Consider the following 20,653-nt stretch of genomic DNA (forward strand, 5'->3'; position numbering starts at 1 on the left):
ATGGCCCGTCTCAACGAGACACAACTCATCAGCGACCGCGCACAGCGGGCCCTCAGCGTCGAGATGAGCGCTTGCCGCTAGCCAGCGCACGACTCAGGAAACGCGACCGGCGTGGCCGGCTGCTCCCTGCGTGTCAGGGTGAGTTGAGTCCGCTGGTTCACAGCAACACGGCCTGATGCAGGGCGAGATACGGATCGACTGAGATGACCCGCACAAGCATGTTCTCGCTGGTCGAGGGCGATAATGAGCAGATGGCTTCCCAGCACCCACGCAGTGACGGGCCGCGGCGGCGGCGCGCGTTCACCGCGTCGGAGAAACTCGCCCATCTGGAGGCCTACGAGGCGGCGTGCGGACAGAGCGACGGCGGTGGGTATCTGCGGCGGGAAGGCTTGTACTCGTCGTTGATCAGCGAGTGGCGCAAGCAACGCGACGCCGGCGCGCTGACGGGCAAGAAACCGGGCGAGAAGGTCGGCAAGCTGTCCGCGGAGCAAGCTGAGATCGCCCGGCTCACGCAGGAAAACGCCCGTTTGAACAAACGGTTGAACACCACCGAAACCGCCCTGGACATCATGGGAAAAGCGCACGCTCTCTTGGAAAGTCTTTCCGAGAGAGCGGATTCCGACGAGAAGCACAAGAAGCGTTGACTCAAGCCTGTGCGTCGATGACCGCCGATGGTGTGTCGACCAGGCAGGCCGCCCTGTTGACCGGTCTGGTGCGCTCGACGGCGATCCGTCACGGCAAGGCCGCCGCCGCGCCGACACCGGTCGTCGTGCCGCAACCGGCGCCGGATCCGGTCAACAAGCTGACCGTTTCCGAACGCCTGCGGATTCTGGAGGTCCTGACCGGCACACGGTTCGTGGACATGGCGCCGCTGCAGATCTACGCCCATCTGCTTGATGAGGGCGTCTACCTGTGCTCAGTGTCCACGATGTATCGGGTGCTGGCAGAGAACAAGCAGGTCAAGGAACGCCGCCGGTTGGCGCGCCACCCCGCGGCAGTATGCCCGGAACTGGTCGCGACCGCGGCCCGGCAGGTCTACAGCTGGGACATCACCAAGCTCGCAGGTCCGGTGAAAGGCGCCTACTTCGACGCCTACGTGATGATCGACATCTACTCCCGGTTCATCTTCGGTGTCCATGTCCACGCCCACGAATCCGGTGTCCTGGCCAAGGAACTGATGGAACAGATTTCACGGTCCACGGCGTTCCGCAGGTCGTGCACGCCGATCGGGGCACGTCGACGACCAGCAAAACCGTCGCTGTCTTGCTCGCCGATCTCGAGGTCACCCGATCGCACTCGCGGCCGCGGGTGTCCAATGACAACCCGTACTCGGAATCACTGTTCAAGACGTTGAAATATGGTCCGGAATTCCCTGAACGGTTCGGATCACTGCCGGAGGCGAGACGATTCACGGACGAATTCACCCAGTGGTACAACCACGAGCATCGACACACCGGCATCGGCTTGCACACCCCGGCTGACGTCCACTTCGGCCTGGCGGCCGCCAAAGCCGCCGAACGACGCGTCGTGCTCGCCGAGGCCCGCGCCAGGCACCCGCACCGGTTCGGTGGCATCACCACCGCACCGAAGGTGCTCGATCTCCCCGACACCGTCTGGATCAACCGACCAACCGACGACACCAACCAGGAGACCCGCCGTGGAGAAGCTCTTCGAGGACGCCGAGAACTGGTCGACCACTCCTGCCGGATCCGGCTGAGTCGGTAGCGCCAACCGGCAAGTAGGGCGCGAGGCGGGGGAGATTCGCTCGAACCGATTGCGTCGCATACCCGGTTCTCTGGATGTCAATGGCCAGTTCGTTCTCCCCGTAGGCGGCCAGATGTTGTCCCCGCTCGTGTATTGGTCCAGGACATGCTGGACAGGTTGGATCCGGGACTTGCTTGACGGTTCGGATAGATGCTTGACGGATGGTGATCGTCGGTAGGCCATGATCTTCCGGTGACGGACGCGGTGGATGAGGACTTCGACGATCGGACGTGGCGGGTTGAGCACCGGCGGCGGGCGGTGATGGAGGTTCTCGACGGTGTCCCGGTCGCGCAGGTGGCACGGCAGTTCGGGACGTCGCGGCAGTCGGTGCATGCCTGGCTCAAGCGGTTCGAGGCCGAGGGCGAGCAGGGGCTGGTGGAGGGGAGAACGAACTGGCCATTGACACCACGCCTTTGGCTGGACCCCTTCATGCGCGGGAGTTGCCGTTGTAGTTCAGGCTCGGAGAGGGGCCGGGCCGCACGCGCGGGCCGGCATTGGCTTTGTGGCGATCGCTTCGATGACCGGAGCTACCTCCGTTCATGCGGGGAGGACGCGAACCGTCACCCGGTGGGGAGACGCCGGGCGGGCTGGCCCCCGCTCGCGCGGGGAGAACCTGGCGATCAACCGGGACCTTTACGACGACGGAGGACCACCCGGCTCGCGCGGGGACAACGACGGCAGCTGGGGCTGGATGAACATCGACGCCGGACCCCCGCACGCGCGGGGAAGACGCCGACCAGCGACACCAGCAGCAGAGTCAGGTGGGACCCCCGCACGCGCGGGGAAGACCAGGCGCGGATCGTGCCGGTCCAGGGCGCGTTCGGACCGCCCCCGCACGCGCGGGGAAGACACGGCCGCGATCGTGGCGACCACGGCGAGCGCCGGACCACCCCCGCACGCGCGGGGAAGACCGGATCGGCGACGACGAGGCCCGGCAGGCCGAGGGACCACCCCCGCACGCGCGGGGAAGACGCTTCTTGACCAGGGAGTTTGCCTGCCAGGTGCCCGGTTTTGCTTCGCTTTGACGGGCTGGGGGCCGTGCCGGGCGGAGAAGTCCCGGCTGTGGGAGTGGGGTCAGGGGGTCAGCGTCGTCCGTAGCGGCGGAGGCGGCCGGCGGTGCTCCAGTTGCGGGTGGGTGCGGTGTCGGGGGTGTCGTCGGCGGGTGGGGTGTGGGGGCGGAGCATGAGGTGGATGCCGTCGTAGTCGGTGGGCTGCCAGGTGTGGTTGTGGACGCGGAAGTCCGTGCCTTGTTCGTTGTCGGCGTGGAAGACCATGATGGCGCGGCCGTTGTTGACCATGTCGGTGACGCGGGTCCACATGAGTTCGCGGACGCGGGCGGTGACGGTGCCGACGAAGACGCCGGGTGAGATTTCCAGGAGCCAGCGGGTGAGGTGGCCGCGGAGGCCGACGGGGCAGGCGGCGATCACGAGAACGGTCATTGGTCCTTCGTCGAGGTCGTGGTTGTGCCGGCGGCGACGGCGGTGCCGCGGTCGTCCCAGAGCATGACGACGTTGCTGGTGTCGTCGAAGGCTTCGGGCCCGTATTCGACGGTGTCGTCGTTGTCGAGGAGGGTTTTGATGTCGCGCACGCAGGTGTCGAGGAAGGCGGTGGCGCGGATGTGGTCGCGGACGGCGCGGCGGGTTTCGGTGCCGATGTCGGCGACGTCGCGGGCGGCGATGTCGAAGGCGATGGGGATGGTGATGTCGGCTTTGCAGTGCTCGGCGATGTCGTAGACGAAGGATTTGGCGTGTCCGGTGTGGACGAACCCGAGCCCGGGGGAGCAGCCGAGGGCGACGATAACGGCGTGGACGACGCCGTAGAGGCTGGTGTTGGCGGCGGAGAGGGCTTGGTTGACGGGTGTGCCGGCGTCGAAGTCGGCGGTGTCGTAGTCGCGGCGGGTCCATTCGATGCCGGTGCGTTGCGCGTGCTGGTGGTAGAGGCGGCGCACGCGGGCGCCTTCGCGTCCGCGGAGCTGTTGCATGGTAAGGGTTTCGATGTCTTCTCCGGGGAAACGCAGCGCGTACATGCGGCGTGCGACGGCGAGCCGGGTGCGCCGGTTGGACACGAGTGCCGCTTGTTGGTGCAGGAGGCGGGTGGATTGGGCGAGCGGGCGTCCGTGGGCGTAGTAGCGGACGCCGTGTTCGCCGACCCAGACGGCGGTGGCGCCGCTGTCGGCGAGCAGCACCATGGCTTGCTGGCTGACAGTGGTGCCGGGGCCGAGCAGCAGGGCTCCGACGGTGGCGGCGGGGATGTGGACGGTGCCGCGTTTGTCGGTGGCGGTGATGGCGTTGTCGTCGCGGTGGATAACGCTGTGTTCGAGGTAGAGGAACGAGAGCCGGTCCTGGGCGCGGACGAGGTGGGAGAGGGGGACCGGCGGTGCGCCGGGGATGTCAGGCACGGCGGACGGGGGCGAGGGTGAGCAGTCCGCAGCCGTAGGCCTTGGCGGGGCCGATGCCCTCGGTGAGCGCGGTGCGCAGGGCCGCGGGGTCGGTGATGCGCAGGTGTCCTTCGTAGACGGCGGTGGCCAGGGTGACTTTTTTGCCTTGGCGGGCGAAGGCGGTGTGCTCGCGGCCGCGGACGGCGACGTCGGGTTCTTTGTGGTCGCCGGCGGGGACGGCGAAGCCGAGGCGTTCGGCGCGGGCGAGGAGCCAGTCGGTCTGCTGGGCGACGGTGACGTGGGCGAAGCGCTGGGACCGGGCGGCGTCAGGGGTTTTGCGGCGGCTGGCGGTGGGGTTGGCTGTGAGCCGGAACGCCCAGTGCTGGCCGGCCTCGAGGCGGTCGAGAAGGGGCTGGTAGTCGCGGGTGTCCCAGGTGGTGTCGGTGGCGGGCCAGCCGGCTTGTTCGACGAGGTGGGTGAGGTCGGGCCGGTGCGGGCTGACGATGAACAGCGCGGCTCGGTGCTGGCCGGTGCGGTCGACGCGCCACAGCACCCGTCCCTGCTCCGGGGGAGTGTCGCGGGGCGGGAAGGCGGCGAGGACGGCGGCGTGAAGTTTCTGGGGCGAGGCCAGCAGGGTGCGGGCGTCGCGGCGGGCGGGGTTGATCTCGAACCGGGTGAGGTGCATCAGGCGATTCCTTCGAACGCCGCCATCGGGTCGTGCGGGTCGGCGCCGCCGGTGTCGGCGGCGGGCCGGTGGGCGGGGTTGGGGACGGTCGCGTGGGTGCGGTGCACGGTGCGCCATCCGTACTGGCGGTGCTGGGGGTCGAAGCTGATCGGATCGTCCTGGACCAGTTCGGCGTCGGCGGTGTAGGGGGCGCAGTCGGCGACCAGGTCGAGGTCGACGGTGGGGTGGCGGTGGCGTTTCTGGACTGCGGGTGAGGCCAGCCACGGGTGCTCGCCGAGGACGGTGATGCCGGTATTCGGGTGGAGGCCGTGCAGGAGCTTGCCCGCGGGAGGGCAGGAGCGGCGTCCGAGGTAGAGCGGGAAGACGGGGCGGCGCAAGGCGTCTTGGATGGTGTCGAGCAGCTCGTGGTCGCCTTCGACGGCGACGGCGAAGATCGCGTCGGCGCGGTAGAAACGGTAGGACAGGGGCATCGACGTGGTGCCGTCGCGGGTGCGGGCGGTCTGGAAGTCGCGTTCGAGCTGTCCGGGCTGGTCGACGCGGACGGCGATGCTCAGCTCGAGCAGGTCTTCGAGGGGGTCGGTGCGGCGGCGGCCCTGGGCGGCGGCGAGCAGGCCGAGCACGCCGCTGCGGCTGGGGGCCCGGTCGGTGTTGCGGCGGACGAACCGGCTGCCGGTTCCCCACGACTGCAAAGGGGCCGCGAGCCGCAGCAGCAGCGTGCTCACTGCCGTTCGGCCAGCCGCTCGGCGGTCAGCGCGCCGAGGGATTCGACGGCGGGCCGGAAGGTGGTGCGCTGCGCGAGTTCGGTCAGCGGCGCGATGCGTTTGTCGCCGACGCCGAACACCCACGCGGCGACGGGCTGCTCGTCGTAGGCGGCGTGGAGTTCGCGGGCGTGGTCGGCCAGCCGGGCGACGGCGGCGACGGTGCGGCCGCCGTCGGCGTTGTCCTCGACGACGTCCTCGAACGCGCCGACGAGGTTGACGGACTGGGTGTCGCGGACCACCATCAGCACGGCATCGGGCAGGGTGCGGTTGGCGAAGGTGTTCTGTTTGCCGGTGGGCATGCTGCACACGAACGCGGTGGCGAACGCTTCGACCGCGCGGGTCGTGGCGGCGTCGTCGCCGAGGTTGTCGCGGAGCCGGTCGACGTCGACGGTGGCGTAGCGGTAAAGGGTGGAGGAGTTGAACTCGACAGTGCCGATCATCCCGGCGCCGGCATCCTCGTCGTCGTTGTTCTTGTGGTCGTCCACGGCGGTGAAGTAGTCGTACTCGGTGTCCACGGCGTGCACGCTGAGGGCGTGCGCGACTTGGCAGGCGGCGTCGACGTTGAGGTCGGTGGCGTTGGCGACCATGCGGCCGAACAACGCCACGTCGACCGAGTGGTCCTGGTCTGCCCTGGCCCGTGCGGCGGTTTTGTCGATGGTGAGCTTGCCGTCGGCGCGGGCTGCGGCGAGGGCGAGCTCGGCGAGGTTCTGGATTTGGCGGTTGCTGAGGAACAGCAGGAACTCCGATTCGTTCGGAGCCTCCTTCTTGCGGGCGGCGACGATCTTGAAGCCGGCGGCGGTCAGGACGGCCTCGGCCAGCTCCGCGGCGCGCTCGGTCAGCGTCGCGTCTTGGCGGACGATCTCTTCGGAGAGCAGTTCGACCACGCGTTTCGTGCGGACGCCGAGTGCGACGGGGGCGAGCAGGTCGGCGAACGCGTCGCGGGCGGCGCGTTTCCACGCCTGGCTGGACACCCGGGCGCGGCGGCGGCCGCCGTAGACGGCGGTTTTGGGGCTGCCGGTGTCGTCGCGGTTGAGATTGCTGGGCGGGACGGTCTGGATGACGTGGATGTCGACGATGGTGCGGGCCATGAGCGGATTCCTTTGCGGTAGAAGAGATTCAGCGGGATTTGCCGGGTGCGGGGTCGTCCGGCGGCGGGGTGCGGTAGAAGTCGCGGCCCCAGCGCAGCCGGACGGTCGAGGCACCGCCGGGGCGTTGCCAGCGGATGAGTTCGTCGGCCAGGCGCGCGTAGTCCAGCGGCTGGGCCTGCGCGCGCAGCAGTTGCACCGTGCCGCGCAGGTGGTATGCGAGGTCGTCGACGCTCTGTGCGGCGCCGAGCGCGCGGAACCGGTGCAGCACAGGGGGAGCCTTGTCACCGAAGTCCTGCGGGTGCAGGCGGCGCAGGGCCCGTCCGAGGCCCCAGCCCCGTTGGTGCATCCGCTTGCGCTGCGACTGCTGGTGCGCCGCGTACAGCGTCAGAGCCAGGTGGGCGGCGACTTCGGCCGCGGTGGCGTCGTCGCTGGCACCGGGCGGGGCGAAGTTCTCCGATACCGTGTACTGCAGGATCTCGGGCACGCTGCCGGGCGGTTTCCCGATGCCGCGGCGCAGCCGCGCGAGTCCGGCGACGGCGGCAGAGCGGTTGGCCAGCACGCCTTCCTGCAAGATCTGGATCCGGGCGTGCACTTCGGCTCCGGCCGGTGTCAGCTCCGCCCATCGGTCTCTGGCGGGGGCTGGCTGGCGGATTTCGGTCACGATGCCACCTCGGAGGTGTCGGCGTAGGCGAAGGGGAACGCGTCGCGCAGGGCGGCGCGGAAGTACCGGTCGGCGTGGGCGGAGGTCATTAGCCGCTTATTGACGGCGCGGCCGCTCCAGGCCGTCGACGGCGCGCGGTCCAGCAGGTCGGTGCCGAGCTGGCGGACAAGCCGGTCGGCGGCTTGGTGCCACGCGGCCGCGGCGGCGATCGGGTCGGTCCCGGCGCGCAGTTCGCGCAGCCATGCGCGGAATTCCCGGTCGAGTTCGGCGTAGGCCAGTTCGGTCGCTCGGGCGCGGGGGCCGTCGCGTTCGCCTTTGCCCGCGCCGGCCGCGGCGGCGAGGTTGAGCGCCAGCGCGCCGGCGGCCCGCGCGCCTTTCTCCGCGGCGGCGACGGCGTCGAGGGCGGTGCGGACCAGGTCCCCGGCTCCGCGGCCGAGCAGGACCGAGCGCAGTTCCAGGCTGTCGTCAAGGATGTCCGCGGTCGTGGAGTTCTGCGCGCCGTAGGACATGCCGATCGTGTGCAGGCGCACTGGAATGTCGCGGCCGACGATGTGGGCGGTCTCGGCGATCCATTCCAGCACGGCGGGGGACAGGAACGCCGAGGCGTCGCCGTTCTGGCCCCTTTCCGCGCCGGGCAGCAAAGACTGCAGGCCGCGCCACACCGCGCGCTCGGAATTGTGCTCGCGCGGCATGTACACCAGGGCCTCGCGCCTTTTGCGTTCCTGGGCTTTGCTGCGCCGCCACGCGGTGTGGGGTTCGACCTGGTTCCTGTTCTGCGGTGTGCTGCGTTCGCCGTTGCAGATCAGTACGGCGGTCACCGCGTCGCCCTCGCGGACGAGCCGGACTCGCCGCGACTGCCAGGTGTAGAGGTCGACCGGCCCGGCCGGCGCGCGCCCGCCCTCGGTTTCCTCGCCCGGGCCCGGGGGAATGCGTTCCCAGGCGGGCAGATCGGCGGGGTGCGCTTGAGCGCGGCGGAGTCGGCGGCGATCAGGTTGAGCAGCAGCGTGTCGCGCAGCGTGGGTCCTTCAGGGACGATGCCGCCGAGGTTCCCGGACCAGCCGACGCCGATCGGGTAGCCCTTGCCGCCTTTGACGCGCATGTCGCCTTCGGCGCCGGATTTGATTCCCGAGGGGTCGAACGCGTGGCAATGCACGAGCCAGCGCGCCGCTTCGGCGTAGGACAGGCGCAGCGGCCCGCCGAGGCGGGAGGTGAAGAACGGATGCCCGTTCGGGACGTCGGCGATCAGCTTGTTGAGCTCCGGCACCTCGCCTTTGGCCGTGCGCAGCCCGGCGACCTGAAGAAACGGGGTCTCGGGATGGAACAGGTCGAACCGGTCGCGATGTCTGTCCAAATAGGACGCGACGTCGGCGGACGCCAGCCGGGGCCGGGCCCAGAGCTGTTCCCAGTGGTCGAGGTCGCGCGGCCCGTCGACCGCGCGGTGCAGGACCGCCAGCAGCAGCCGGGTCAGCGCGAACACCTGGGTGCCGACCTCTCCCGTCAACCCGGACAGCGTGTGGGCCCGGGAGAACACCTCGGCGAGGGAGAGTTCGACCTGTTCGCCGAGCAGTGTCCGGGCCGGCAGCCAGGGCTGGTCGGCCAGATCGAAGGAAACGCGTTCATCGTCGCTCATGCATCAGTCCTTCACGGGGGCTGTAGACCAGCCGGAAGTCGGCCTTGCCGTGTTTCACGACCGCGGTGCGATCCGGCTCCAGAACCAGGACGAGCTGGCCGCGCAACAGGGGAGAGGCGTCGAAACCGGGGAAACGGTTGGCTTCCAGCGCGGCGATGACGTCGAGGTCGATTCCGGGATGGCTCATCGCGACCGGCAGCCTCAGCGCGCACGCCGCGACGATCTTCGCCTGCGCCGGCTCGATCGGCAGGTCGGTCGGGAGGGGCTGTCCGCCGACGCGGTCGATCCAGTCCGGAGTGGACAGACCGCCCGCCGGGTCGTGCTGGACGACCAGCACTTCCAGCGACTCCGCGCTGTCGCGGACCTGAGCGGCACCGCGCGGATCGTCGTCGGTGTCGCCGACGCCCGCCCGCACCCAGCCCGCCAGCGAATGCCGCGTCGACCCGACCTCGTCGAGCAGGAACGACTGAGCCGCCTTCACCCGTTTCTCGCAGCGTTTGCGCTCTTCGGCGGCGGCCTGTTCCATCGCCGTCTGCCAGGATGCGGGCCCGAGCGGATCCGGGCCGTAGGCGGCCTGCACCAGCGCGGCGATGTCGCCCGGCAACGCCACCAACTCCCGGTCCGCCAGCAGCGCCGCTGACCGCAGCAGCAGATGCTCGCCGTAGACGCGCCGCGATCCGGCCACTGCCCGCACCGGAACTTCGTCCCAGTCCTCGACCCCGACCACCGCGCACCGCGGTTGAGCCACCGGAGCGGGCCGAGCCCGGTCGTGGCGGTGCAGCCTGCCGAGCCGCTGCAGGAACAGGTCCGCCGGTGCCAGATCGGTCACCATCAGGTCGAAGTCGACGTCCAGCGACTGCTCGACGACCTGCGAGGCCACCACGACATGCAGCCCCGGCCGGTCGCCGCGCGGACCGAAGCGCCGCAACAGATCCCGGTCGATCCGCGCCCGGTCGCACGCGAGGAACCGCGAATGGTTCACCGTCACCCGGTCCCGGCCGAACGCCTCCTCCAGCCGCGCTGCGGTCTCCTGCGCCCGCGCCACGGTATTGCGCACCACGACCGCGCAGCCGCCCTCGCCCAGGTACTGCAGGAGAAACCCCGTGAGCGCGTCCAGATCGTCGGGCAGGCGGTCCAGCACCACCTCCGCACCAGGTCGCGGCATCGGAAGCTCCCGCGGGGCCACGCCCGACGCCACGATCACCGGATACCCCAGCTCCGGGGAAATCTCGACCGGACGACCCTCGTAGGCGCTGACCAGCTCCGCGCGCCGCTGCGCCGGCAGCGTCGCCGACAGCAGGACGACCGGGACATTGTAGGCACCCAGCCAGTGCAGCACCCGGTGCAGGTACTGCGACAGGTACACGTCGCAGGCGTGCACCTCGTCGATGATCACGACCTTGCCCGCCAGCCCCAGATGGCGCAGCATCAGATGCCGGCTCTTCAGCCCGGCGAACAGCACCTGGTCGACGGTGCCGACCACGAACGATGCCAGGATCCCTTTCTTGCGGCCCCGCAGCCACGTGTGCGCCACCACCGGCGTCTCGTCGCCGTCGCCCGCCGCGGCGAACCAGCCTTGCCGCACCAGGCCGTCGAAATCGTCGTTCAGCGACGCCTTCCCGTGGGCCAGCGTCACGCTCACCGCGCGGTCGCGGCCGGGCAGCACGTCCAGCCAGCGCCCGACCCGCCCGAACATCGCGTCCGTCGTCGCCTGCGTCGGCAACGCCACGAACACCCCATCCGCACCCGAGTCCGCCGCGAGCTGCTCGGCCGCCAGCAACGCCGCCTCGGTCTTGCCGGACCCCATCGGAGCCTCCACGATCAGCAACCCGGCCCCGGCCGCCTCGCGCGCGGCCTGCACCGCCGCTTTCTGCACCGGCCGCGCCCCAGGCGCATCCGGCAGGAAACGCGACCGCACCGCACTGTCCACATCAGACTCCACCGGGACGGCCCGCCACCGGTCGGGCAGACCGAGCAGTTTCCAAGCCGTTGCCGCCCGCCCGATCGGATCCAGCTCCGCCGGTTCCTCGTGGCCGCCGAGCAGGGGAAAGAAATCGGCGTTCGACGCGATCCAGTCGGCCATGATCACGACCGCGGCCAGCAATGCCAGCACCGGCCTGCTCAACTGCGCACCGCTGTACCGGGCGAGGTCGAATTCCGCAGAAGCGCGGTCCAGGAAGAACTGGCGCGCTTCGTGCCACGCGTTCTGCCCGACTAGGCCCGGGTACTGTTCGGCCTCCCGCAGCAACATCAGTTCCGGCGGGACGCCGTGGTGGCTGCCGACCACACTGCCCAGCTGCTCGGCGATGACCTTGTCGTTCGGGTGCAAAGAGACGAGGTAATCGCGCACCGCCAGATGCCCGACCAGCTCATGGCGCATCCGGCTCCGCTGAGGATGAGAAAACAACATCGGAGACGCGACCAGGCCGGCGGCGAGCATCCGGTCGGCCAGCACGGGAACCTGGACCGCGAACGCGGGACTCACTTTCCCGACGTCGTGCACCCGCGCCAGCCACACCGCCAGCTCCCGCACTCCGTCGTGGCCCGGAATTTCGCGTGCCAGGCGGGAAAGCACTTGCTCGGCCAGCCACTGGTCGACAAGCAGGTCGGCGACGGCTCCGGTGTCGTCCAAGTGCTGCTGCAACGGAAGCCAATGCGTCAACTGGCCGCCTGCATTCCGCACAGACTTGGCCCACACCGACTTGAAAGCTAGCGCGTCGGCCAACTGCCCTCCCCTCCCCAACGGTGCAAAATCGCTCTCCTACGAGAGAGAGAAACGTCGTAAGGCCGACGACTGTTACAGGACGGGAAGCGGCTGAGATCAACCGTCGATAGGTCTCGCTCGGGCGACGTCGTGGTTCGGCGAGAATTCACGTGCGACGATGCCGAGAATGGCACCCGTGGACCAAGTGGCAAAACGGTACGTTTTAAATGATTCTTCTCAGAATCTTGTGACGGCCGCTTTGGCGGTGCGGGACCAGCGTGGGCGGGCTGGCCCGGCACAGCGCGGACCGCTCCTCGTTCACGCGGCGACAACTCGCGAGCGGCGTGGCTCAATGTAGACCGGACCACCCCACGCGCGCGGGAACCACTGGATGGTCGCGCTGCGGTCGCGAGCAGCGTTGGGGATCCTCCGCTCGTGCGGGGAAAACACCGGCACCGAGCATGAGGTGAGGGACGAGACGGGACCACCCCGCTCGCGCGGGGAGAACCCGGGGTGGTTCGGGAAGGCGATGCCGGAATGGGGACCACCCCCGCTCGCGCGGGGAGAACATGTTCGTCCGGGTGCTGGAGCTGAACACCCCGGGACCACCCCCGCTCGCGCGGGGAGAACCGGCTTTGCGGGCCGCGCTTCCTTCACGAGCCGGGACCACTCCCGCTCGCGCGGGGAGAACACTTCTTGACCTGCGACTTTACAGCATAGTCGGCGCATTTTCATTCACTTCCGTTCGGCTCCGCTGCAAGGTGTCGGGTGCTCTTCGCGTGCCTCCCCGTGCCTGTCATCCCGACTAGCGGTGGTTGGGCTCGAGTCGGGCATTAACCGACGGTCGTTGTGGGAGGTCGTAGGCCCCGATCCGGTGCGGACGCTGACGGTCGCGGCCCGGGTGCGTGGTGCTGAACCTGGGCATGGGTTGCCGCCGCACACGTCAGGTCAGTAGGTGTGTTTGGCACGGTCACCGTGAGAGAGACGTTCTTCCTCGTCGGCGCTTGGGTGGCCGCTTGTCGGGTGCGTCGGTTGCTGTTTAGGTCGAGTGCCCGCGGCGTCGAGGTGGCGGAGCCGGGCTGCGTTGACGCCGTCGTCGAATTCGCGATCGAGAGTGTCCTTCGTATGGCGTCCGGGTGCGCTGTCGCTGGCGTCGGTGCTGCTCGACCGTTCGGACAGCGCGGTGTCGGTTTTCCATTGTTCGGTGACGAGTCTCCACGCGCGGGCGCGGGCGTGTTCGCCTGTCGGGGGTGGTCCGAGCGGGCTTGTCGTGCGGGAAGTTGTCACGTGGAATGTTTCGCGGTAGGCCGCCGCCAGCGCAATGGTGTTCTCCCACCGGGTTGCGCGCTCTGGGTCGGTGGGGCGCGGTCCGAGGGAGGCGGCCCAGGGCGGCGGATTCTCGGTCACCTTTTGGCTGATAGCGGTGACTCGGTCCCGAATTTCAGCGTTGGCGAGTTCGAGTCTGCTCATGCGGCCGGGCTGTTCGCCGGGAGCGGGCATGTCGGCGGCGGGGAGCCACGGCAGTGCAGGGCTGCTGTCGCTCCGGCGATGGCGGCGGGCGAGTTCGGCGACGAGCGTCCGCGCGACTCGGTCGGGGAGGCTGGCGGACTCGCGTGCCGTGTCGTGCGCGACCTCGCGGGTGGCCGCGTCGAGGGCGTCGTCGGGGTCGAGGAAGTCGAGCGGTCCGGCGGCGGCATGACGCCAAACGGTGCTCCAGGTGTGGTCGGACACGTTGGCGTGCGGGAGGTTCCGGGCCACGATCTGCTGCCAGCGTCCGACTTCGTCATCGGTTGGGCTCGCGGTTCGGGCGGGTGGTCTCCGGTTGGTGCGGTAGTTGCGAAGCGCGGACAGGAGGGCGAGGTCGGGTGCGTCAGCCCAGCTGAAGTCGTTGCCGCGAGTGACGGCGTGCAGGAGGCGTTCGGCTTGCCAGCCGTCGTCTTGGGCGTCGGCGAGGGTATTGAGGATGGCGTGTTCGGCACCGCTGTTGACGGTCGCGGGCACATAGCGGGCGAGCAGGTCGAGGTAGCGGTCCTCGTCTCCGGCCCGGGCGAGTTGTCGGTAGTTCTTGACCAGGACGTCGAGCGTTTCGGGACGGTCGTCGTGTTGGGCGTCGAGATAGTCGAGCACGTCGTCAGGGGCGAACTCGGCAGTCTGGCGTGCGGTCGAAGTCTTGGACTGAGGGCCGGGGGTGGCGTAGCGGGCCCAGCGGAGGGTGAGGTCGTCCCAGCTGTGCGTGCGTGCGCCGTGGGTGCCGGGGCGTGGGCCCAACGGGATGTCGGGGTAGTCGTCGCTCGTGAGCTGGTAGGTCTCGCGGTAGGCGGCGGCCAGGCCGACGATCTCGTCCCATTCCCATGCGGTGACCGGGTTGTCGGGGCGAGGTCCGAGGCGAGAAGTCCACGCTGGAGGGTTGCGGATCGCTTCGGCGCGGAGGTGTTCGAGGCGGTCGTGGATGGCGTCGTTCATCTCGCCGAGGTATTCGCGTCGGCCGGGGTGGTTGCGGGCTGAGGCAAAGTCGGGGTGTGATTGCCAGGGGAGCGTGCGGGTGTGAACTTGCCCGCGTAGCTGTTGCGCGTGAAGTTCGCGGAGCAGCGCATCGGCTGCGTAGCGGTGGTCTGGCATGGGGTCGGGGGAGCCGTCGCCGGCAGTGAGGTGTCGGGCGGCGAGGTGGTGCGCGGCGGTGGTGAGGGCGAATTCGGCGTCGTGGCCGAGTGCCAGGGCACCGGTGGCGATGCGCCATACGCGGTCCCAATGCGGATTCTCCACATCGGAGTCGGGCGCGATCGCGTCGAATGCCAGCCTCCAACGGTGGACGTCTCGCGGTTCCGGGTGTCCTTCGGGTGGCGCGGTGGTGTTGCCAGCGAGGAATTTTGTGATGCGGGAAGCGAGGACTGCGGCGGGGTCGTCGGTTCCAGTGAGAGGCGATCCGGCGGTGAGCCGGGGGAGGAGTTGTTCGGGGCTCCAGCCCAGATCGTTGGCGTTGCGGAGAGTCTGGACGAGCGCTGCTTCGGCTTTGGTGTCGAGGGTTTCGGGGGCGTGCCGCCGAAGTGCGTTCAGGTAGGTGTCTTCGTCGAGGTAGGTGGCGGCGTAGTTGTAGTGGTCGACGAGGGTTGCGAGGGAGACGACTTGGTCGAGGTTCTCGCGGTAGACCTCGGTCGCGGACGGTTCGATGCTGGTGTGTTTCAGCACACCGACGAGGACGTTGCGCGCGGCCTTGACCGGATCGGGGTCGACCCCGGGTGTTTTCTGGTGCAGGTCGATGACGTGGTGGTGGGTGACGACGTAGAGATGGTTCTCGCATTGGGCGCGGGTGATCGCGGGGTAGAGCTGTTCGCGGGTCATAGTCGGCGGGACGAGGGTGTGGGCGTTGCCGGAGCTGGTCATCCCTTGGATCCGGTTCACGGTGGCTGCGTAGGCCAGTTCGACGTAGCGGCTGACGTAGTTGCGGGGCAAGGTGATCCTGGCGCCGTGCTCGACGTGGCGGACGGTGAGCTGGCCGCCTTCGTGGGCTTTGACGACGTGCCAGGTGTCGCCGTTCTTGACGAAGTCGGCACCGCCGAAGAGGCTCAGGCGTCGGCGGTTGTGCCGGGTGACGACCGTGTCTCCGGCGCTGGCTTGGGTGCCGTCGTGCAGGTCGACTTCGGGACCCGCGGGTTCGTTGTGGCGGCGGAGACGGATCGCGCGGGCTTCCAGGTTCAGCGCGACGGTGTCTTCGTTGGTGGGCACGATCAGCAAAGATTCGGTGCCGGACCGAAGGTCGCGTCGCCAGCTGGTGAGCGCTTCGGCGCGCATGGTTTCGACGGAACCGGAGGAGATCCGGTTGCTGTCCTGGTAGTAGTCGATGCCCTTGTCGTTTCCGATGCGGATGAGGAGCGATGCAGCGGCTTGTTCTTTGCTGTCGTGGCCTGTGAATCGGACGACTTCGGAGAAGCGGAGTGCGCCGACGTCGAGGGCGATGAGCCTGATCGCGCCGCCGGCTTCGACAGCAGCGAGTTGCCGGTCGTCACCGATCAGCCGCACGTCGGCACCGCGGTTCAGCGCGTAAGCGACGACGGTGTGGAGGGTGTGGGTGCCGGCCATCGCGGCTTCGTCGACGAGGACCAGATCACCTTCGCCGATCGGGAATTTCCGTTCGGCGACGCCATGGTCGAGCGCGGTGGGGAGTTGGTGCAGGGTGTGCGGACGGGCTCTGATCGAGACACCGAGTCCGAGAGCGGCCCTGGCGGAGGGGCCGAAGGCGTAGACCTGCCGGCCTTGGCCCCGCCACAGGTCTGCCAGGACCTTCATTGCGGCGGTCTTCCCGGTGCCTGCGGGAGCGAGCGCCAGTTGCAGCCGTTTGCCGGAGCTGGCGAACCCGGTGACCATCCGGCGCTGGCCCCCGTTGAGGTTCGAGGAGCGGAGTGCCTTGCGGACGGCGCGGGTCGGAATGCGGTAGCCGCCGCCGCGCTTGGCCCAGGCGACGAAGTCGGCTTCTTCTGCCAGGGTCTGCGTGGTGGTGTAGCGAGTCGAATGGTGCTCGTGGAACACCGATTCTCCGGTACGCCGGCGCAGGAAGGGTGCTTCGGCGACGAGCGTCGCGCCTTCGAGCGCGAGTGTGGTCGATGCCGAAATCGCGCGGTTCACGACCTGGTCGATGAGCCCTGCCCGCGCGGCGGCGGGCACCCTGAGGCGGGCGGTCTGTCGGTGCGCTTCTGCTTCGAGGTGCCAGCGGGTGAAATGCGCGTATTTCGCGCTGACTGCGGCAACGGTGGCTTCGGCCAGTGCGTCGAGGTCGTGTTCCGGCGCTGGTGCGGAAGGCACCGGACTGCGGGAGAAGATTCGTTGTCCGAGTTTGTCGACGGACTCCTGTCCTACGACGTCGCGAGCGAAGCCGTGCCAGTCGTCGGTGTGCTCGGCCAAGGACTTCGGCGGCGGTTTGCAGGGGCGGCCGTCGAGTTTGGCGGCGCGGTCGATGGCGAAGATTTCCTTCGGACTCGGTTCACGTCCGTTGAGGTCACGGAACTCGACGATCCGGCGTGCGCGGGCGGTCTCGAACTGGCGCGTTCGTTGCGAGAATCCTTTGATCAGCGGCAAGGGGACCGCGGCCAGTTGCCAGATCTTGCGGTTGTGGTCGACGCCGTTGGCGGGCCGTTGAGTCCACCGCGCACCGTGTTCGCGGAACAGGTCGCGGGTGCGGGTGTCGAAGAACTCCGAGGCGGTGACGGTGCCGGCGAGCATCGGCCGTCCGTCGAGCGCGGTCCACTTGCCGTCCTCGGAGCGGCGGACCTTGGTCGAGATCAAGGCGTGGAAGTGCAGATGCGGGTCGCCGGCACGGCTTTCCCAGTGTTCGAAAACCGCCACGGTGATCCCGTCGACGTCGACCTGGGCCTGGCCCTGGTTGCCGGCACGGGTGAAGGCGAGGTTCTGTTCGACGTAGCCGATCGTATCCCGCATCGCTTGCCGGACAAGGCTTGCGATCAGTTCGCGTTCCTCCGGCGGTGCCAGTGCCCAGGCGACGGATACGGATTTGTCGGGTGCGAACACGAACTCGAAGCCGGACACTGCTTTGCGGAGCTTCCGTTGCTCCTCTGCCAACCACTTCGCCAGCTCGGTGGGATCGACCTCGCCTTTGGTGCCAGTTGCTTCGCGGTAGATCTGTTCTTGGACCGCTCGCCTGATCTGATGCCGTGTCTCGGCGTCGATCGGTGCACCGATCGGACGGCCATGCTCGCGGTTGTAGTCTTTGTACGCTTGGGCGGTCTGTACTCGCATGAGGTCCAGGCCGCTGTAGACCGGAAACCCGCGGCCCAGCCTTGTCGCACGCAGCGCTTCGGCCGCTGTGGCACCGTCGGCGATCAATTCGTTCTCGATTGCGTCGGCGTTCGGATGACGGCCTTCGCCGAAGAGCGCCTTCATCTGCGCAGGCTTGATTTCACCGGTGAGCCCGAAAATCTGCGCACCGGTGCCGAACCATTCGCCTGCCGGGTAACCGTGGGAGAGGTAGTACCCGCTCAATAGCTCGCTGGGGTCGAGCCGGCGGTCGTGGCACGCGACCGCGTTGGTGAGGTACTCATGATCACCAGGGCTCAGCTTCCGCGAGCCGATCACTGAAGTCGAGCGTACGCCGCAAAATCGCGGACGCCCACCTGACTCAGAGGATCTGCAAGATGTCCTGTGGGTGCCGTGGGCCGGGGCGGGCGGCGCGGGGGTGGGGCGCGGTGGTGACGGTGTCGGCAGCGGCGGAGCGGCTGGTGTGCTCCTCGGGCGTGGTGCGGGCGGGGCGAGTAGCTGGCGTGCGTGGGGCGGCTGAGTGCGCGGATTACGCCGCTGCCCGGCTGGCATGGCTCTTGCCTGCCAGCTGGGCCGGAACTTGGTGCGGACACGCGAAAAGCGGCCGCCGGTTCACCGGCGGCCGCTTTTCGTCCTGGCAGGGTGCGGGTTACGCCGCGATCATCTCGCGGGTTTCGGGCCGTGCGGAGCGCAGCGGCGGGCGGTCGAGTTCGGCGCAGTGCGCGCACCGCCCGACCGGTTCGGCTCGGTGCTCGGACGGGGTCCGCTCCAGGTTGCACGCGACGCACAGCATGCCGTCCGCGAGCGGGCGGCGGTGGAGGTTGGCGTAGAACCGCTCCATCCGCCTCCACTCCTGCGCGGTGACGTCGTCGCGGTCGTCGAGTAGCTCGCCGCGCTCGTCCTCGTACTGATCCGACACCCGCTCGTCCTTACGCGCTCGCCCGGTCTGGGGGATGGCGGGCTGAATCTCTCGGTGGTCCTCGTCGTAGTCGGTGCGGGGCTCGTACTCGACCATGGAGCGGCGGGCGCGGACCTCGAACGGTTCGCGCGGCGCGGACGCGGGGCGGGGGATGGGTTGCGGTGCGGCCTCGGCGCTCGGGTCGGGCAGAATGTGCGATTCGGCTTCCCGGCGGCAGGCGTCGGAGCAGTAGGGCATGTCCGGTGCCATGCTGAGATTACCGTCGCAGCTTCCGCACCGGTGGATGTCTCCGGTGTCGGCTTCGCGCTGCTGTTCCTGTTCGGTGCGCCTGGCGCGGATCGCGTCGGCACGCTGGCGGCTGGCGTAGACGCACGTGGTGAGCAGGGTGCGGTGGTCCTGGTCGATGAACGGCCACACTTTGTGGCCGGTGCGAATTGCGTCGGCCACCGTCGGGTGGTCGGCGGAAGGGTTTTCCAACAACGTGAGGCATGCGCGGAGCGCGTCGCGTGAATGTCCTTCGGCGCGGGTGGCGAGCCACCGAAGTGACTGCCGCGCCTTGGTGCGGTTCTGTGCAGGGTCGGCCAGTAGTGCCGTCACGTCGTTGGGGTGTGCGGTGATTGCCGCGCGGGTCTCGGTGGTGTGCACGCAGGCCGTGAACGCGCGTCGCGCGTCCGGGGCGAGTTCCGCAATCTGCTCGTGCATCCTGCGGACGCGAGCGAGCGTGTCCGGGTCGGTCGGGCTGGTCGCGTTGAGCAGGTGCGCGCACGTGAGGAGTACTGCTTGCGGGGCGTCCGAACGATGCTCGAACATCCACCGCAGAGCGGTCAGCGCAGAGGCGACGCGCGGGGGCGTGGCGCTGAGCGCCGCGACGACGTGGTCAAAGGTAAACCGCTTCGCGGAATCCGTACTTGTCATGGCGGTAAATCCATTCTTGTTTTATTGGGTGTTCCGGCTGATCGGGTTTGGCGCCCCGGGTCGGCCGGTAATCTACATATTACCGGTTCTTGTTTTTATTCTCAACGTTTCAACGTCGAATACTCTCCTCTTTGGATCGTGCTGACCTGCGGGGAAGGCGACCATCCGCAGAGCGGTGGAGGGATGGCCCCGAAGCCGACCGGGGCAGGCCCCGGCCTGCCCCTAATGCCTGACCTAGGCCGTAAGGGGACCCGAATGCAAGGGTGGGGCCTCGCGATTTTTTGACGCGCTTTTTGTCAAAAAATAGTGGGGTGCCCTTGTATTTGGGGCAGCGGCCGATACAATTTCGGGGCCATCCCTCCACCGCGGACGTGACCGGGCCGGCACGGGTGACCAGTGTTTGGCCTGTTCAACGCATAGGTTCCGCCCGGGTTATACTGACCGCGTCGCGATGTAATGGGGTTTCTTGTCCCTTGGGTGCGTCGCGGCAGCACCGGCGTCGTTGCTTTGGCGAGCCGTCGCTACGGCGATGTCGGCACTTGTGCCGTGCGCCGCCGGTTCGATAGTGCCGGGACCCTGCGGGCCCCGGCACTATCCCGAATGCCACGGCAACCCGTACCCGGCGCGTGCGGTTAAGCTGGCGAAGCAGCCCTCCCTGCTCAGGGAGGCCGTCATGCCGCAACAGGAACAGGGACCACGCCGTCGCCGGTCAAGTGCAGAGATCGCCCGGCTGAAGGCGCTGCGCGAAGCACACGCAGAACGACTCGAACGCGTCCGCGCGGATGAACAGAGAGTGGAAGACGCACTGGCACCGTTCGCGGCGGCGGCGGAAGCGATCGCGGAGGCGGAGCAACGCCACGCGGACCGAGCCGAGAAAGTCGCAGCAAAGCTGGAGCGCGAGCTGGCCGACCTGGACCGCGCCCGCGCGAGAGCGATCGACGCGGCGGGAGCCGAACGGCAAAAGCTCAAGGATGCGCTCGATGCCGAGATCGAGAAGCTGCGCGGAGCAATGGGGGATTCGGTGGTGACAATCCGGAAAGCCGGGACTGGAATGCCGGAGACTGCCGAGTTGCTCGGTATCACGGTGCGCGAGGCACGGAGACTGGCCGCAGCGGCGAACAACAGCGCTGAGCGAGCGCGCGAAGCGAACACGTTGCCGACGGCGACCAGAGACGCGCCGGTGAACAACGCAGCGGCCAAGGATTCAACCGAGAGCGGCGACGCGGCCGGAGCAGACGACCAGTGACTACCGAAGCGAGATCCGCTAGAGGATTGACACAGGTGTGGGGTGGGGGGAGGAGCCCCAGCCCCTCCCCCCCCCCCCCTCTCGGAGGGTGGGGTTTTTTTTCCCGCAGAGACTGTCCTGAGACGTTTTCTTTTTTT

At 68.6% G+C, this 20,653-nt stretch carries 10 protein-coding genes and 2 pseudogenes; 2 read left to right on the plus strand and 10 right to left on the minus strand.

Annotated elements, in window-relative coordinates:
• Nucleotides 1–251 precede the first annotated feature (251 nt).
• A pseudogene (locus ACZ7SW_RS35570) lies at nucleotides 252–1,635 on the plus strand (IS3 family transposase); the annotation flags it as partial.
• A gap of 1,211 nt (nucleotides 1,636–2,846) precedes the next feature.
• Here ACZ7SW_RS35570 and cas2e read toward each other — a convergent pair.
• The 10 genes and pseudogenes from cas2e to ACZ7SW_RS35620 form a co-directional block, all read right to left on the minus strand.
• A complete protein-coding gene (gene cas2e / locus ACZ7SW_RS35575; RefSeq protein WP_470234755.1) occupies nucleotides 2,847–3,203 on the minus strand; it encodes a type I-E CRISPR-associated endoribonuclease Cas2e in 357 nt (118 codons plus the stop codon).
• Nucleotides 3,200–4,162 (minus strand): type I-E CRISPR-associated endonuclease Cas1e, encoded by a 963-nt coding sequence (gene cas1e / locus ACZ7SW_RS35580; RefSeq protein WP_470234756.1) that lies wholly within the window; start codon nucleotides 4,160–4,162, stop codon nucleotides 3,200–3,202. Before cas1e ends, cas2e begins: the two co-directional genes overlap by 4 nt.
• Nucleotides 4,155–4,826 (minus strand): type I-E CRISPR-associated protein Cas6/Cse3/CasE, encoded by a 672-nt coding sequence (cas6e, locus tag ACZ7SW_RS35585; RefSeq protein WP_470234757.1) that lies wholly within the window; start codon nucleotides 4,824–4,826, stop codon nucleotides 4,155–4,157. Before cas6e ends, cas1e begins: the two co-directional genes overlap by 8 nt.
• On the minus strand, nucleotides 4,826–5,548 hold the full coding sequence (gene cas5e, locus ACZ7SW_RS35590) for a type I-E CRISPR-associated protein Cas5/CasD (RefSeq protein WP_470234758.1): 723 nt from the start codon (nucleotides 5,546–5,548) through the stop codon (nucleotides 4,826–4,828). Before cas5e ends, cas6e begins: the two co-directional genes overlap by 1 nt.
• Nucleotides 5,545–6,675 (minus strand): type I-E CRISPR-associated protein Cas7/Cse4/CasC, encoded by a 1,131-nt coding sequence (gene cas7e / locus ACZ7SW_RS35595; protein ID WP_470234759.1) that lies wholly within the window; start codon nucleotides 6,673–6,675, stop codon nucleotides 5,545–5,547. Before cas7e ends, cas5e begins: the two co-directional genes overlap by 4 nt.
• Nucleotides 6,676–6,703: 28 nt before the next feature.
• Entirely contained in the window at nucleotides 6,704–7,336 is a 633-nt protein-coding gene (gene casB, locus ACZ7SW_RS35600; RefSeq protein ID WP_470234760.1) for a type I-E CRISPR-associated protein Cse2/CasB, read from the minus strand.
• Nucleotides 7,333–8,966 (minus strand): annotated as a pseudogene (gene casA, locus ACZ7SW_RS35605) (type I-E CRISPR-associated protein Cse1/CasA). The gene casB and the pseudogene casA overlap by 4 nt, the downstream one beginning before the upstream one ends.
• Nucleotides 8,953–11,691 (minus strand): CRISPR-associated helicase Cas3', encoded by a 2,739-nt coding sequence (gene cas3 / locus ACZ7SW_RS35610; protein ID WP_470234761.1) that lies wholly within the window; start codon nucleotides 11,689–11,691, stop codon nucleotides 8,953–8,955. The pseudogene casA and the gene cas3 overlap by 14 nt, the downstream one beginning before the upstream one ends.
• Nucleotides 11,692–12,618: 927 nt before the next feature.
• A complete protein-coding gene (gene mobF, locus ACZ7SW_RS35615; RefSeq protein ID WP_470234762.1) occupies nucleotides 12,619–17,754 on the minus strand; it encodes a MobF family relaxase in 5,136 nt (1,711 codons plus the stop codon).
• Nucleotides 17,755–18,085: 331 nt separating this feature from the next.
• Nucleotides 18,086–19,270, minus strand: a complete 1,185-nt coding sequence (locus ACZ7SW_RS35620) for a hypothetical protein (protein ID WP_470234763.1) — start codon at nucleotides 19,268–19,270, stop codon at nucleotides 18,086–18,088.
• Between the two features lie 541 nt (nucleotides 19,271–19,811).
• On the opposite strand from ACZ7SW_RS35620, the gene ACZ7SW_RS35625 reads away from it, so the two are divergent.
• Entirely contained in the window at nucleotides 19,812–20,516 is a 705-nt protein-coding gene (locus tag ACZ7SW_RS35625; RefSeq protein ID WP_470234764.1) for a hypothetical protein, read from the plus strand.
• Nucleotides 20,517–20,653: the final 137 nt, after the last annotated feature.

The sequence above is a fragment of the Amycolatopsis sp. NPDC114484 genome (genome assembly GCF_055633755.1).

Excerpts from the sequence above, each read along its gene's own strand:
- cas2e (WP_470234755.1), bottom strand. The coding sequence starts at position 3,203 with ATGACCGTTCTCGTGATCGCCGCCTGCCCCGTCGGCCTCCGCGGCCAC.
- cas6e (WP_470234757.1), bottom strand. The coding sequence starts at position 4,826 with ATGCACCTCACCCGGTTCGAGATCAACCCCGCCCGCCGCGACGCCCGC.
- cas7e (WP_470234759.1), bottom strand. The coding sequence starts at position 6,675 with ATGGCCCGCACCATCGTCGACATCCACGTCATCCAGACCGTCCCGCCC.
- ACZ7SW_RS35620 (WP_470234763.1), bottom strand. The coding sequence starts at position 19,270 with ATGACAAGTACGGATTCCGCGAAGCGGTTTACCTTTGACCACGTCGTC.